The following is a 14,200-nucleotide window of genomic DNA, read 5'->3' as shown; positions in this document are numbered from 1 at the left end:
GCTATAGTGGTACCTACATCGAGCAGGCGGCCGCATAAAGGGGACTGTCACTTATATGCGCCAACCGGCGGCACGCATGTAATTGGCGCTCAAGTACCGGCAGACAACAGATGGAGCCTGACGCTCGATTGGCCTGCCAACTTCTCAGATGGGAAGCCACAGGCGCTCATGGTTGAGGTAGTCCGGTACACGTTATACTGGAGAAAATCGGCGATATCTGACCCGCCTGTCGCTTCTATTTGGGAGCGAGCTTTGGCTTAGGGAGTGTTTGCGAGCCTTTATCAACTCATCCGCAGGCGGACGCTCTTCGTCCGCTTCGATCTCGCGGGCCTTTTCAATGAAGGCCAGCGATTGCTCAGGGTCATCCTGCATCTGCGGGAGGCCGGAGCTGGTGGATAGTCGCCGTCGAGATTCCACGGCCTCCTCTTCTTACGCACATCGGTGGAGTTTTTGTGGGATGCGGATTCCGCTCGATGTCGCCCAGCATTCCGAGATGATCTCGCCCAGCATTCCGATTTGAAGTCGCCCGCCCGTTCCGAGATGATGTCGCCCACCATTCCGGGATGATGTCGCCCGGGTGACGAGGCCTTTTCTGGCTCCCATAGGTCAACCCTTTCGGCTTTGCGAAGGGGGACCCTGGATGCCGACGGAGAGGCTTGCGATGCGCCGTGTGCGCGATGTGATCAGGATGAAGGCGGCTGGGCTACCGAGCCGCGAGATTGCGCGGCGGATGGGCGCGGCGCCCTCGACAGTGCGGTTGACCATCCGGCGGTTCGAGGCCGCTGGCCTGAGCTGGCCGTTGCCCGACGAACTCACGGACGCGGCCCTGGAGGCCCGCCTGTTCGCCAAGACCGGCAACGGCAACCGGCAGGGTCACCGCCGCATCGCCGAGCCCGACTGGGCGGCGGTGCACCGCGAGCTCAAGCGCAAGCACGTGACGCTGTCGATCCTGTGGGAGGAGTACATTGCCGCCGAACCCGGCGGATACCGGTACTCGCGCTTCTGCGAGCTCTATCGCGCCTGGGAAGGTCGCCTGTCGGTGACGATGCGCCAGTCGCACGCGGCCGGCGACAAATTGTTCGTCGACTACGCGGGCGACGGCGTGCCGGTGGTGGTCGACCGCCTCACCGGCGAGCGGAGGACGGCGCAAGTCTTCGTCGCCGTGCTCGGCGCCTCGAACTTCACCTATGCGCAGGCGACGTGGACGCAGGGGCTTGCCGACTGGATCAGCGCTCACGTCGGCACCTTGGCCGCAATCGACGGCGTGCCGGCGCTCTTGGTGCCTGACAACACCAAGGTCGCGGTCATCAAGGCGAGCCTCTACGATCCGCAGATCAATCGCACCTATGCGGAGATGGCGGCCCACTACGGCACCGCCATTTTGCCGGCACGACCGCGCAAGCCGCGCGACAAGGCGAAGGTCGAGCAAGCCGTCCTCATCGTCGAGCGCTGGCTGCTCGGCCGCCTGCGCCACCGCACCTTCTACAGCCTCGCCGACGTCAACGCGGCGATCGGCGAGTTGCTCACCAGGCTCAACGAGGAACGGCCGATCCGGCGGCTCGGCGTGACGCGCCGCCGGCTGCTGGAGGAGATCGACCGACCGGCGCTCAAGCCGTTGCCGGCGAGCCCCTACGTGCTCGCCGAGTGGCGTATCCGCCGCGTCAGCCTCGACTACCACGTCGAGGTGGAGAAGCATTACTACAGCGTGCCACATCGCTTCGCGCGTGCCGAGGTCGAGGTGCGGTTCACCGCCCGCACCGTCGAGATCTTCCACAAGGGCGAGCGGATTGCCGCGCATCAGCGCATGAGCGGCAATCACAAGCACACCACCGTGCCGGAGCACATGGCCTCCAGCCATCGCCGCTACGCCGGCTGGACCATCGTGCGCATCCGCCAGGACGCCGCCGCGATCGGCCCGGCGACCAGCGCGTTGTGCGACCTCATTCTCGACGAGCGCTCGCACCCCGAGCAGGGATTCCGCGCCTGTCTCGGCATCCTCAGGCTCGCCGCGTCCTACGGGCGCGAGCGCCTGGACGCGGCAGCCGCGCGGGCGATCGACATCGGCGCGCGCACCTATGGCTCGGTCAAGTCGATCCTCGCCAACAACCTCGATCGGCGTCCTGCTCCCCAGCGTTCCGCGGACGACCTGCCGATCCTGCATTCCAACATCCGCGGACCGCGCTACTACAATTAGGAGATGATACCTTGCTGACCCATCCGACCTTCGACCGGCTCAACGCGCTCGGCCTCCACGGCATGGCCAAAGCCTTTGTCGACATCGAGGCAACCGGCGAGGCCGCGAGCCTCGGTCACGCCGAATGGCTCGCGCTGCTGCTCGAACGCGAGGTCTCGCTGCGTCACGACAAGCGGCTCGCCACCCGCCTGCGTCACGCCAAGCTGCGCCAGCAAGCTTGTGTCGAGGACGTCGACTACCGCACCCCGCGCGGTCTCGATCGCGTGCTATTCGCCGGCCTCGTTGAGGGCCGCTGGATCGACGACCACGCCAACCTGCTGATCTGCGGTCCGGCCGGCGTCGGCAAGAGCTGGATTGCCTCGGCGCTCGGCCACAAGGCCTGCCGCGACAATCGCTCTGTCCTTTACCAGCGCGTCCCGCGTCTGTTCGACGACCTGGCGCTCGCCCGCGGCGATGGCCGCCACCCGCGCCTGCTGCGCGCGCTCGGCCGCGTCGATTTGCTCATCCTCGACGACTGGGGTCTGGCTCCGCTCGATGCCGGCGGCCGCCACGACCTCCTGGAGATCCTGGAGGATCGCTACGGCCGCCGCTCCACCCTCGTCACCAGCCAACTCCCAGTCGATCAGTGGCACGCGCTCATCGGCGACCCCACCTACGCCGACGCCGTCCTCGATCGCCTCGTCCACAACGCCCATCGGCTCGATCTCTCCGGCGAAAGCTTGCGCCGAACCCGGCAATCCGCCCGAAAGGCCTGAGCCCGTGGCGCTGTGGACATGCCGCTTCGCTTGGACAACGCCAAGGCGTTGCCCACATGCCCACAGCAACCACAGTAGAAGAAAAAACAGATTCAAGCCGCGATTCCAGATTGACCACGCGGCTTGACCGATGCCAGAGAACCAGCCGGCCAGAACGCCCCGCCCCCGGGCGAGATCAGATCGGAGAGGTGGGCGACATCGTCTCGGAATCCCCGGGCGACTTCATATCGGTACACCCGGGCGACTTCGTCGGAATCCGCAGTGGGACCCTCGTGACATCTGGAGTCCAATCTAGACGTATTCGCTGCGATTTTTTGTCTTCTCTATCATGGCCGGTCATCAACGAATCAGCAGGCTCGCCTAAAGGCCCTCAAACTCACTGAACCAAGACTGCGGGAAAACACTAAATAACCCATTTTCGATGTACGCGATGAGATTACTCGTGTACGCGATCCACGAACTGGATGCGTCCCATCAACACTTTCGATTTTACCAATTTCAGCCAAATACCCCATAAGTCGATCGCCGGTTTCCGGAAAGCACATTTCACGAATGTCGTGTGACCATGGATCCTTCTTGCTATCAGCATAGTCGCAGGCCGATTCAAGCTTCTCGTGGCTGCATCCCTAACGACACCCATCAATCTTTGGAATCGAGACGCGTGCGGCGCAAATCCAGTCGGATGGCCAATCGCAACGTCTCGCGCGCAACGTATCGCGCTGTCGCCTCCCCCTTTGCAATCTTACTAAGGCGCTCCAAGAAGATCGGCTCTCGCGCACACTGCTTGGCCAAAGTAAATGCGTGCGCTGCATAGAATTCGGGCAGTCGAACTGCCCTCTACACCGGTGCGGGCGGGACTTTCCGCCCTGACCAGGCGGGCAGCGTCGACAATCCGCCGCTGTCGCGGCCTTCAGGCAAAGCAGTGCGATCAGCTATCTGACCAGGCTAAGTGCAAGCGACATATCCTCCGGCCAGGACGATGCACTGATGTCGATCGGCGTGATGAGACCAGTCTGGCGATCTTGCTGCCCACGCCCATACGTCGTGTGATCGCGGATTCTCACTCCGCTCGCATGCACAGTACTCGTCGGCGGGCCGCCCCCACATCCACTGCTTACAGACTGACGCCACCCTATCTCATTCTATGCGCCGGCGCTCTTCGACCATATCCCGACGCGGTTATCCCTCGTCTGGCGAGGCCTCCGGTTACGTCTAGATCGCTATGTCAGGCGGCAAGCAATCCCGCAGCAGTTCGGGCCTCGCTTCTCGACTTGCCGTCATCAGCGGTGTCCCCGCTAGCTGGAGTCACTGCCACGGCCCAACGCGCTGGACCGGCTCGACGATCCAATCAAATGACGGGCCATCTACAAGCAGTTCGCAGCGCTCTATACCGTCGATTCCGCCTTTGCGGTCGTTTCGCGGCACATGCCTGCCATCCCCTCCCTTCGGCGACCGTGCGTGCGCACCTTGCCTTGTGCAGCAGCCATTCGTTCTATCGCCGTCTGCCACAACCGTTATTCAGCCTGCTGCCTGCATTTAACCACTTTGGAGCGACACCGTGGAACTTGACCCTTCCAATTCACGCGCAGAGGACCTTGAGGAACGCATCGACCTGCAACTCGACATCGTGGCCGCCCTCATAGGCGAAGAAGGCAACGAGCTCGAAGCGATCCGACTGCTGAACGCACTCACAAACCAAATGATTACGGCGGAAGTGGAGCTCGGCCAGCTAGGCGATACCAGTACCGGGGGCCGCGCCAGCGACCAGCGCACGACGCGACTGTCGCGAGACCGTGGCGTTTACTACCCAGAAGACCTTCAGGTTTTGGGACGCCTTCTCGATCAGGCCGTGGCAGCATTACCGGCAGTGCTTCGAACTCCCGCCAATCAACTGAAGATCGCGAAACTAATTCTGTCACGTTCAGCAGCAGCCGACTGAGATTTCATTTGCCTTTTTCTGCGGTTGATGGCGCGCTTATCGAACGTCCCTGGGCTGACTGCTGCGGCCGTACGTACCGGGGATCGACGACTTGGCGTCTATGGGCACACCGTCCCGTAAGCGCGCCGGTTCCGCTGGCTTTTCCATATCGCAACTGTTCGCCACCATGCTCGAAAGCTGGAGCCTGCACCGAGAGCAGGAGACCACGCGCAGGGCGGAGCAAAGGACGACCGGCCCCGGACAGTATCAGAAAGCAAACAAGCAGTGTTCGGAAAACGCCACACGCTTCCAGAAACGCTTCTTAGCTTGAGACTGCGAATGGAGCGGAACGATCCATTTTCATTGTGGCTTTAGTCGTGATTGGCATGGCGCCGATTTTCCGATTGCAGGAAGAGCCGCAGTTATTGACCGATGCCGAGCAACAAGAGCGCTGCGGTAACGAAGTCGCGCGACGCGTGCTCGTTTCAGCCGCTTCAGAATTATTCGAATTGCGCCTGGCAATACGACTGCGGGGTCATCGGAACTTCAACAAACATCTATAGATTCATTGAAGCACCGAGAGCAGCTCGATGTCCGAGCGTCCTGCTGCTCTGATGTCTTACTTGCTGGGACAAGCCACAGGCTCTCGGTTAGCTTTGCCAAAGTACCTCCTTGTATCAGGACGTCGTGGAGTGTTGAGATGGATCAGTTCTTACCGGAGCAAGTGCAGATGACAGATGCTATCGTGAGCGTCGCATTTGATAAGGCCTGGCGCTTTGTTGAGAAGGATCCGTTGCTGGCGCATAATCTCAAGACGGTCCTCCACAGCCGGTTGCGCACTTTCCTTGAGTCTTCGATAAGGAAAGGCGAACGGAATACTTTAAATCTGGCAAACGAGGCGATACGCAGCTTGCGGGCTGAACTGGCGCCGTCGACGGAGCAATAAGGCGCTTGAACCTCTACTGCCATATAAGTTCGCCTTCGTTAAGGCTCTTGGGGACCTTATGCGGCGGGAAAACAACCGGGGCAGAGCGTGCTCGAGCTGACCTTCCTCCACTCACGTTCAGCCCCGCTGAAGACGAGCACGTTCGCGACGACTGTTGCCTATGCAGCTCTTCTAGTGACCCCAGACCAGTAACCTGGAACCCAGAGCAAGTCGGCGACGGGACGGAACAGCCGCGCTAATATTCGCTCGCGCCAGCGGAAACGCCCTAGCGTTTTCTCTCCTGACCTTGGCTCGGCACGAGCTTGCTCAACTTCAAGCGAGAGCCTCGTCAGGCACAGCCGCATCGGCTTCTTGGCATCGTCGATCGAGGTCTTAGCAGAGGAAAATCGTGCTGCACTTATGATAGGTCCGGAGCCAAAGCGATCCAGGCATGTGATCGATCATCGCCGCATCGCCCATGACTGCAAGCGGCAGCACGGCCCTCCTGCCGGAAGAATGAGCTTTTGCGCGCCCGAGACGTCTTCGATCAGCGGTCTTCATTTGCCGAACTCTCTGAACAGCGAGCATGCACGGGACGTGTTGGCGCAGACTGGCCTTGTCGCTAGTTAGCGAGAGGGAACCAAACACCTCGCAGCATTGCGTCCCATCACAAGCCATCACGAACGGCTCGTATTCAAAGAAGCATCTGCGCGAAGCGACCACTGTCAGGCCGCAGCATTTCGGCCGAGGCAGTGCATGGCAAGTTTCGCGCGCCACAATCTGACGCGGCGTGCGATTTGACCCTTTTCTTTCGAGGACATGTTGTGCGGCAGTTACAGCAATTCGCGATCATGTTGTTAAACGCACGGCGCTGGGGGCACCGAAAGGAACAACACTCGAATGAAGAATTTTCTGATTCTGACCGCAAGCATCGGCGCACTCAGTGCGGCCGCTCCCGCATTCGGCACGGACCTCGCCGGGCAGCCCGTCCAGGTCAAGGCGCCACCGCTCCGGGTCGCAGCCCCGATTATCGATTGGTCCGGCTACTATATCGGTGTCAATGGCGGCTGGGGAACGAGCCGCAACTGCTGGGATTTCAATGGAGTCACTCCCGAGGGTTGCCATAATTCGACTGGCGGTACCGTTGGCGGCCAGATTGGTTATCGTTGGCACATCTTCAACATGGTCTACGGGATCGAAGGCCAGGGCAATTGGGCCGACTTCAGCGGCTCCAATGTCAGCGCCGCCTTCCCAGCAAACACCATTGGCACCAAGACAGATGCGTTCGGTCTGCTCACCGGCCATATTGGCTACACGTTCAATGCCGTGCTGCTGTACGCCAAGGGCGGTGCTGCGGTGACCAGCAACACCTATCACTTGAACTCGGTGGCTACTGGCACCGAGATTGTAGACAATGATGTGCGTTGGGGTGGCGCGCTGGGCGCCGGTGCCGAAGTCAGCCTCGCGCCCAGCTGGTCAGCTGGCGTCGAGTATACCCACTTGTTCATGCAGCGCAGCAACGTAAGCTTCCCAGCGGCCGTTGCGGCCGATCGCGTCCACCAGGACGTCGATCTCATCACGGCACGGCTCAATTACAAGTTCGGCCCTGGGTTTGCCAAATAGTGATCTCGACGCGGTTGCGTGAATCGGGAGCCCCGACCGCGGTCGGGGTTCTTTCTTCACACGCTCCTTCCCCTTCCGAAGCACCAGGTCCGAGTTCGTCTAAGCAGGGATCACCGGTTGGATGGAACGACGCCGCCTGACCTCAACACTGGCGGACGAGGTCCGTCGATTCAACATCTGATGGCACTTTCGGCGAAGCCGCAAATACAACACTCCTTGAGGCAAGTCCGAAACCTCTCGCCGCGTGAGGTTGCGGAGCTCCATAAGCATCGATTAACCTGCCCGAAGCTGAAGCAAGATTTAGCACTTGGTGCTCGTTCCATTCGACTGATGAATTCAAAGAAGATTGAGGCGAATTGCTATAGTGACCGCCTGAATCCGGCTGGTCGCACCGAGCTTTCGCATCGCATTTTTGATATGAAATTGACTGTATTCTCGCTGATGTTCATGATCTTCCCCATTTCCCAAGACAATTTCCCCCTTGCGAGCCACCTCAAGCAACTGATTTCCCGCTGCGATAGTGCAACGTTTCTTTCGCAATCATTATCGCGGGGCATCGATTAACCTGCCAGAAGCTGAAGCAAGATTGGCGCTTGGTGCTCGTTCCATTCGACTGATGAATTCAAAGAAGATTGAGGCGAACCGCCATAAGGACCGCTTGAATCCGGCTGGTCGCGCCCAGCTTTCGCATCGCATTTTTGATATGAAAATTGACTGTATTCTCGCTGATATTCAGGATCTTCCCAATTTCCCATGACGATTTCCCCTCTCCCACCCACCGCAAGCAATTGATCTCCCGCTGCGATAGTGCAATTTTTCTTTCGCAATCATTATCGCAGGGACGAGCGATGTCGCCATAGGCGGTGTGAAACTGCGACGCCAGCGCGTTGAGATGACCGATGTGATCCTGAGGATCAGCATCGTCGGACGCAGATGCAAACGACACCACGGATACCCGACCCAACGGGCCAAACAATGGCACGCTCATGCCATGCTTCAGGCCCGCCTCTCTCGCCTCGTCCAATACGCGTCTCTCGTCCGGTTGAAGTTGATAGCGGTCGGCGAGTTGGTCCCACAAAAACGGCCGCGATTGCATCGGCGTCCTCCGGATCACCGGATCGATAGTATGGTACTTGTGTTTGAAGTATCGGTCGCACCAGTCCGGCGGCCACTTCACAGCCACAGCCGGAGGTGGATACTCCGCCAGCCGAAGTGGCTCGACGAAGTTGAGAGCGCCGAAAGCGACTTCACTGAACCCTTCCTTGGTAGAACAGCTTACAAGAAGCTCGAACAACGCTCTGAGCGAATGCGTCTGTTTCGCGCATTCGGTGAAGCTAAAGAGATCCGTGATGGGCGCCTCAGAACCTCGATCAAGCTCCCTGTCATTGTGTTCGATTGCGCTTGTTTCAGGCGGAGCCAAATTCAAATCCATGACCTGAACCCTTTGGTTTGTTCTTCGTGAAGTCTGAGCGCCACACCCTGCGTCAGATGCCATTCCCGGATTCGTGCCCTGCCGCTGGCTGCGCCGGCATGATCGTCCCGTCAAACAGCCGAGATACCGCCATCATCCCTGGTCCGAGGCTGAACGGCACGGCGCAATCGAAGCGCCGTTGCACAGGCAAAGTGATTGGTCGAGCTCGCCGATAGCGTACTGGCGAAATCGGAGATCACCGGGCGGTCGTCCGTGTTGATGGCCTGGCGGTGATAGAAAGCCCGATGACCCTGACGACTCAGCTGGCGAGACGAACCAAACAGCACGAGCGGTCACAGGCCCAGCTCTGTTTAGATTGGATGGCGAGAAACCATGGTCCTGTCCGAAAGACGGTTCGCTTTGTCTCGAGGCCAAGCACGAGGACATGCTGGGCACTAAACTCCGCGATACAGGTAAGGTAGAGCACGCCCATGCGGTTGGCGGTGCCGGACTCGACTTGCGCGTTGTAGGTATCGATTCTCTGCTTGCCGACGAAGACAACAGGAGCGTCATTTTTCTTCCCAATCTTGCGAATTGCCATCGCTAACCGTTGGCTGATGCTCCGCCCTATGACGGCGTCGGGGACGCGATCGATGAGCAACACGGAACAGCCGAAGCCATACTCCTCGCATCATCTCCCGGCGTCTCAGCGGGTCCGTCCGGCAGATCCGGCGCAAATGAGTCGAAAGGGCAGAAAATGGCCACGTCAAAGACGCAATGGGAGATACTCGCAGTCGCGAGACCCGCTTGATGCAGAGGACACTTTGCATGCGCATCTCCAGAAGGGAGAGGACCCCGGATCGGATCGCACCAGTCCAGCAAGTGTCATACCAACTGCTGATTTCGCGAAAATCACCGCCGGGACAAGGGCTTGAAAGGCGGCCGGTTGGTCGCAAGGTAAGTGCATTGAAGCAATCATGACATTGGGAGGCAAAGGCGACAGCGCCATTTGCGCGAGCCGCAGCACCAGTAGGGGCCAGGAGATCTTTATCAGTATTCTGAAAAGCTGCGCCAATCTCGTTATCGGCTCGCGCATCGACTAAGTCTGCAAGCCATCTTAGTCCAAGTTCGGAGAAAGTTGGGTTAAGTCCGTCCTTGCAGCGCGCTGCTAATGGAGATTGTCAGGGAAGATGTGCTGAGCGCCAGAAAGTTGCAGTCAATTCGAAATGGGCAAGGATGCGGAGGCGCGGCAATGCGCCCCCTCCGCCACGAAGCTGCCACCATCGCGCCGCCCCTATGAAATCAAGCACGCCGAGAGAGTCATCCTTCACCGGTTCTCCGATGAGTTCGACGCCGTTTTACAACAGGAATGGCGCTCGCTGCCGCAATGGTGAGTCGACGCGGTCGTTCTTCGATCCCATCTCCATCTGAAACACGCCGAGACCCTCTCACGCGGTCTCGCTAAAGGCTGCTGATAGAGTCAGGCGGTTTGGGGGCGTGAAGTATTGACATTTGCCGCAAACGTTTCAACAGCGAACTGAAGGCGATGATCGCCACAGATCATATACTGACGTACGTAGCCGTCGCTGTGCTTGATTGTTGCTGCCAACCGTCTTGCGGGGAGTCGTCATCAGCTCTCATTCGCGGAAGATGATCTTCAGACCCGATCGGCATATGAAGCGTAAACTTTCTCGATCCAGTGTGAATGGGCTGGAATGCCAGCGCGCGATCCCGCCGTGTAATGATCCCGTGCAAGATCTCCGAGCTGGCTTCTGCCTAGATGGCCTCCAGGCCGCCGCGCGAGAACGATTCCTTGTGACGGGATGATCGACGCTTCACCAGGCGGGCTATGTGAAACAGTGAGAGCTGCTGCTGGTGCACCGGATTGATCGCGAGGCCAATGAGGGGCAACTGCAATTGTGCGCGCTCTGCCGGTTCCGCTAGCCGCAAAGGCGATGTCAAAAAACAAAAGACATCAAGCGCTGAAGCAAAATAGAATACTGCAGATAGTGTCACGTGTGAGGTTTCTGGCCGGGCTCGCGTTCGCTATAAGCAGGACCTGCAAGTTGTTGTGAGTTGGCGAGCTGCATTGGAGCCGGAACGAGACGCCGCCGAACCAAGGCGCACCCGACGCACTTTGCCGGGTGTGAAAGTGCGCCGGGCTCGCCCCAACATCATCAGTACATCCGTGATGATGCTCGCGGCAATGAGACAAGTAGCGTGGCGGAATTGAGGCTCATTGCGTTTTGTACTTGAACTTCGACAATGTTTTTCGTGAGCTGCTCCAAAGGACTTGAATCGCACGCAGCGTCACATTGTACGATCGCGAACTTGGCGCTCTTCATCCAGCAAGCAACGTATTTTCCGTGACACGCCGGCCTTGGACGGGAGGCACCGGTCGAATGCTGCGAGCATGCACATGTTTGAACGTCTCGGGACAGCCTGCCCGCTCTTGATGATGCCTTTAGATCCCTGTCTTCCTCGCAAAACGGCTGCATGTCAGGGAGTACAGAAGCGACGCGCCCTCGGATGAATGATTGACACTGCACACAGCCTAGTCGGAGGACGTCGAGCCGCTTGGGCCGTACTCCTAAGACACGTTCATTCTACCCACAAGACTCCAGATAATCGCCAAGGAGCGACGCTCACTCCCACTGCCGGCCCTAAGGTGGGTTGGCAGTGACATCGAGAGCGGGATCAATCTCAAGAACAGTTAGGCGCGTTTGACATAACGCAAAGACACAAGAGAGGGCACCGGTCAGTTTCACGCTGTTTGCGCATGGGAAAGTTAAGCCTTGCAGACCTCCCTCATAAACAAGTATTGCGATGCTCGCCTGCCTTGGTACACCATCTACCCAACCGTACCGGATTTCTCCGCGATGGTCGGTCCCAAGATTTGTGAGACATGGTTGAGGCGGCTGCCGCCGAACGAACCCGTATCGCTCTACCTCCACGTTCCGTTCTGTCGCTCGATCTGCTGGTATTGCGGCTTCCCTACAAGCCTCACTCGCAGCGAGCGTCCGATCCGCAATTATTTGGCGGCGGTGCGGGATGAAATACGCTTGGTCGCAGAGCAAGCGCCGCCCGCTCTGCCGGTGAGCGACGTGCATTTCGGCGGCGGGACGCCGACCACCATTGCGCCGACTGATTTCCTGGGCTTGATGGAACTCCTGCGTCGCTGCTTCGCGTTCAGCAAATCAGCTACCATCGCCATAGAAATCGACCCGCGTGCGTTCACGGCCGAGATGGTCGAAACGTTAGAAGCGGCGGGGATCAGTCGCGCGAGCATAGGCGTGCAAAGCTTCGACCCCGTGGTTCAAAGGGCGGTCAACCGCGTCCAGAGTGAGGTGCAGACGGCTTCTGTCGTCGAAAGCCTTCGCCAGCATGGGATAAGGCGCATCAATTTCGACCTTCTCTTCGGACTGCCACATCAGACGGTGCGGTCCTGCGTGGACTCCGCGCGGACGGCCCTGGCGATGCGGCCAGACCGGCTTGCGGTTTTCGGCTATTCTCACGTCCCCTCCTATATGAAACGTCAGCGCCAGATCGATGAGACGGCGCTGCCGGATAATGTCGCCCGCGCCGAGCAAGCCGCGGCTATTGCAGATACGCTGGTCTCGGCCGGCTACCGCCTGATCGGGCTCGACCATTTCGCCCTGCCCAACGACGAGCTGGCGCTGGCGCAGAAAGCCGGTCAGCTGCGCCGCAACTCCCTGGGTTATTCAGCTGATACCTGCAAAACCGTAATCGGCTTAGGTCCGTCAGCCATCGGCCGTCTGCGTGACGGTTACGTCCAGAACGAGAGCGCAACCGCTTCCTATGGCCAACACATTCAGGCTGGTCGTCTGGCAACCTCAAAAGGCTACTGTCTCTCCCCCGAAGATCGGCTCCGCGCCGCAATTATCGAGCGTCTGATGTGCGATTTGCAGGCCGACGTACCAGCGATCTGTGCTGCTCACGGATTTGATCCGATTCCTCTTCTCAATTCGGCCGACCGGCTGGGAATGCTTGCCGAAGACGGGATAGTGGACATTGAAGAGGGATTCATTCGGGTCAAGCAGGAACACCGGTTTGTCATTCGTGCTGTTGCTGCCGCATTCGACACTTATCTCGACCGTACCCCCTATTAACTAAGCCGCGCATGTGAGCAGATCCCAAAGATCTAAGCTTTTCTCGACGGAATGATCTGAAGAGGCACCTCCGGCAGACAGGCCAGATTTCGAGGATGCAGCGGCGGTGTCATGACAACAATCTTTCAGATATGGCCTCAAACCGGGAGGGCTGACTAAAAGGAAGCTGATTTGAAGGAGAAGCGCAGCGGATTCCGCCGTTCAGGGCCACGGCTCGATCATGCCGAAAGGGTTCTGCCCCACCTCTCCTTGAGTGCTCTTGATAATGGTGACTGCCTCAGCGCGACGTGCCGTTGGAGACGCCGGCGTCCGCACCAGCTTCGGGAATTTTACGGCTGGAGGCAGCTTTGCGAAGCTATGGTCCACCTCCTCGAGCACAGTTGGACACTCGACCACGCCCGCAGCGTCTCAGACTCAAGGCTCGGCTGTCTTCGGTCCGGCAATCACTGGCGCGCCTCCGACGGAAACAGGTCCATGTGGTTTGGACCGCCCGAAGCGTTTCCTGGCGACGCTCGAAACAGCCCGGGGTGGCGACAAAGGAGGCTCGGAAGCAGCAGAAGGGACAGGTGTTGAACTCTGCAGCGCATCGATCCGCGAAGTCAGCATGGTGATCTGATCCAGGATCCCTTTGAGGACATCCCGCTGGGCATCGATCTGGCGGTTGAGTTCTGCGATCTCATCGCCAGCTTTCTGCTGTGCCCACTTTATCTCGAATAGGGATGCCCTGTCCTCCAGTGACAGGCTCATTGTTGAAGCGACATCCCTGCTTTCTGACGTCTCGACAGGCTCTTCAAGGTTAGCCCAAAGCCAGGCGCCAGCAGCACACGAGCCGACGAGGACAAGCGGGAGCACCAAGACCGGGAGAATCCGTCTTGACGGCCCGTGCAAGAGCGGGCGCAAGTCTGAAGCGGCCGCATGTTCAATCAAGTCCATTGTTCCTCGCTCAAGATCCCATTCCAGCAGGCTTATTTTGTCGACGCGATCGCCCGCGATGCTCCCGCGCTCCAGGAGCTGCCAGCGTCGACAATAATCAATCTTGGCGAGCTTCCCGATCGGCTGCGCCTGCTCCTATGAAACGCTCCTTCTTGAGCAACGCAACGCGACAATTTTCGCGCGTTCTCCATGATAGCGCCACCAGCGAGCAATGGTTCTCGTCTTCGTCGGCGATGGCGCAGCATTTTCTCATCATTCAGAAGAACCTTGCAGATCGTCTTTTCTTGCCCCGGCACGAATGCAAACCGTCC

12 protein-coding genes are annotated in these 14,200 nt (G+C 59.1%); 8 read left to right on the top strand and 4 right to left on the bottom strand.

Going from position 1 to position 14,200, the window contains the following annotated elements; translation table 11 throughout:
• The first annotated feature begins 661 nt into the window (after positions 1-661).
• The 5 genes from istA (at position 662) to I6F09_RS24375 (ending at position 7,415) form a co-directional block, all read left to right on the top strand.
• Complete coding sequence (gene istA / locus I6F09_RS24395) at positions 662-2,194, top strand: IS21 family transposase (RefSeq protein ID WP_225189264.1); 1,533 nt, start codon at positions 662-664, stop codon at positions 2,192-2,194.
• A gap of 11 nt (positions 2,195-2,205) precedes the next feature.
• Complete coding sequence (gene istB, locus I6F09_RS24390; protein WP_225189224.1) at positions 2,206-2,949, top strand: IS21-like element helper ATPase IstB; 744 nt, start codon at positions 2,206-2,208, stop codon at positions 2,947-2,949.
• A 1,558-nt stretch (positions 2,950-4,507) separates the two neighbouring features.
• Positions 4,508-4,888, top strand: a complete 381-nt coding sequence (locus I6F09_RS24385; protein WP_225129706.1) for a NolY — start codon at positions 4,508-4,510, stop codon at positions 4,886-4,888.
• A gap of 679 nt (positions 4,889-5,567) precedes the next feature.
• Positions 5,568-5,813, top strand: a complete 246-nt coding sequence (locus I6F09_RS24380; RefSeq protein ID WP_225129708.1) for a hypothetical protein — start codon at positions 5,568-5,570, stop codon at positions 5,811-5,813.
• Between the two features lie 879 nt (positions 5,814-6,692).
• Positions 6,693-7,415: an outer membrane beta-barrel protein gene (locus I6F09_RS24375; RefSeq protein ID WP_225129710.1), complete on the top strand. Its 723-nt coding sequence runs from the start codon at positions 6,693-6,695 to the stop codon at positions 7,413-7,415.
• A 359-nt stretch (positions 7,416-7,774) separates the two neighbouring features.
• Here the strand turns inward: I6F09_RS24375 and I6F09_RS24370 are convergent, their stop codons facing one another.
• The 3 genes from I6F09_RS24370 to I6F09_RS24360 form a co-directional block, all read right to left on the bottom strand.
• The gene (locus I6F09_RS24370; protein WP_225189223.1) at positions 7,775-7,972 is read right to left on the bottom strand and encodes a helix-turn-helix transcriptional regulator; all 198 of its coding nucleotides are present in this window, start codon (positions 7,970-7,972) and stop codon (positions 7,775-7,777) included.
• 65 nt (positions 7,973-8,037) lie between these two features.
• Positions 8,038-8,847: a LuxR family transcriptional regulator gene (locus I6F09_RS24365; RefSeq protein WP_225129713.1), complete on the bottom strand. Its 810-nt coding sequence runs from the start codon at positions 8,845-8,847 to the stop codon at positions 8,038-8,040.
• 298 nt (positions 8,848-9,145) lie between these two features.
• Complete coding sequence (locus I6F09_RS24360; RefSeq protein ID WP_225129714.1) at positions 9,146-9,490, bottom strand: hypothetical protein; 345 nt, start codon at positions 9,488-9,490, stop codon at positions 9,146-9,148.
• Positions 9,491-10,052: 562 nt separating this feature from the next.
• On the opposite strand from I6F09_RS24360, the gene I6F09_RS24355 reads away from it, so the two are divergent.
• Together I6F09_RS24355 and hemN are read left to right on the top strand one after the other, a co-directional pair.
• On the top strand, positions 10,053-10,220 hold the full coding sequence (locus I6F09_RS24355) for a hypothetical protein (RefSeq protein WP_225183788.1): 168 nt from the start codon (positions 10,053-10,055) through the stop codon (positions 10,218-10,220).
• Positions 10,221-11,621: 1,401 nt separating this feature from the next.
• Positions 11,622-12,956, top strand: a complete 1,335-nt coding sequence (gene hemN / locus I6F09_RS24350; protein ID WP_225189222.1) for an oxygen-independent coproporphyrinogen III oxidase — start codon at positions 11,622-11,624, stop codon at positions 12,954-12,956.
• 414 nt (positions 12,957-13,370) lie between these two features.
• Here the strand turns inward: hemN and I6F09_RS24345 are convergent, their stop codons facing one another.
• On the bottom strand, positions 13,371-13,703 hold the full coding sequence (locus I6F09_RS24345; RefSeq protein WP_225142002.1) for a hypothetical protein: 333 nt from the start codon (positions 13,701-13,703) through the stop codon (positions 13,371-13,373).
• Between the two features lie 168 nt (positions 13,704-13,871).
• On the opposite strand from I6F09_RS24345, the gene I6F09_RS24340 reads away from it, so the two are divergent.
• Positions 13,872-14,030 (top strand): hypothetical protein, encoded by a 159-nt coding sequence (locus I6F09_RS24340; RefSeq protein ID WP_225183785.1) that lies wholly within the window; start codon positions 13,872-13,874, stop codon positions 14,028-14,030.
• The last annotated feature ends 170 nt before the right edge of the window (positions 14,031-14,200 follow it).

The sequence above is a fragment of the Bradyrhizobium sp. IC3195 genome, from assembly GCF_020193585.1.
Taxonomy (GTDB): Bacteria; Pseudomonadota; Alphaproteobacteria; order Rhizobiales; family Xanthobacteraceae; genus Bradyrhizobium; species Bradyrhizobium yuanmingense.
This window is presented reverse-complemented; position numbering and strand designations above follow the sequence as displayed.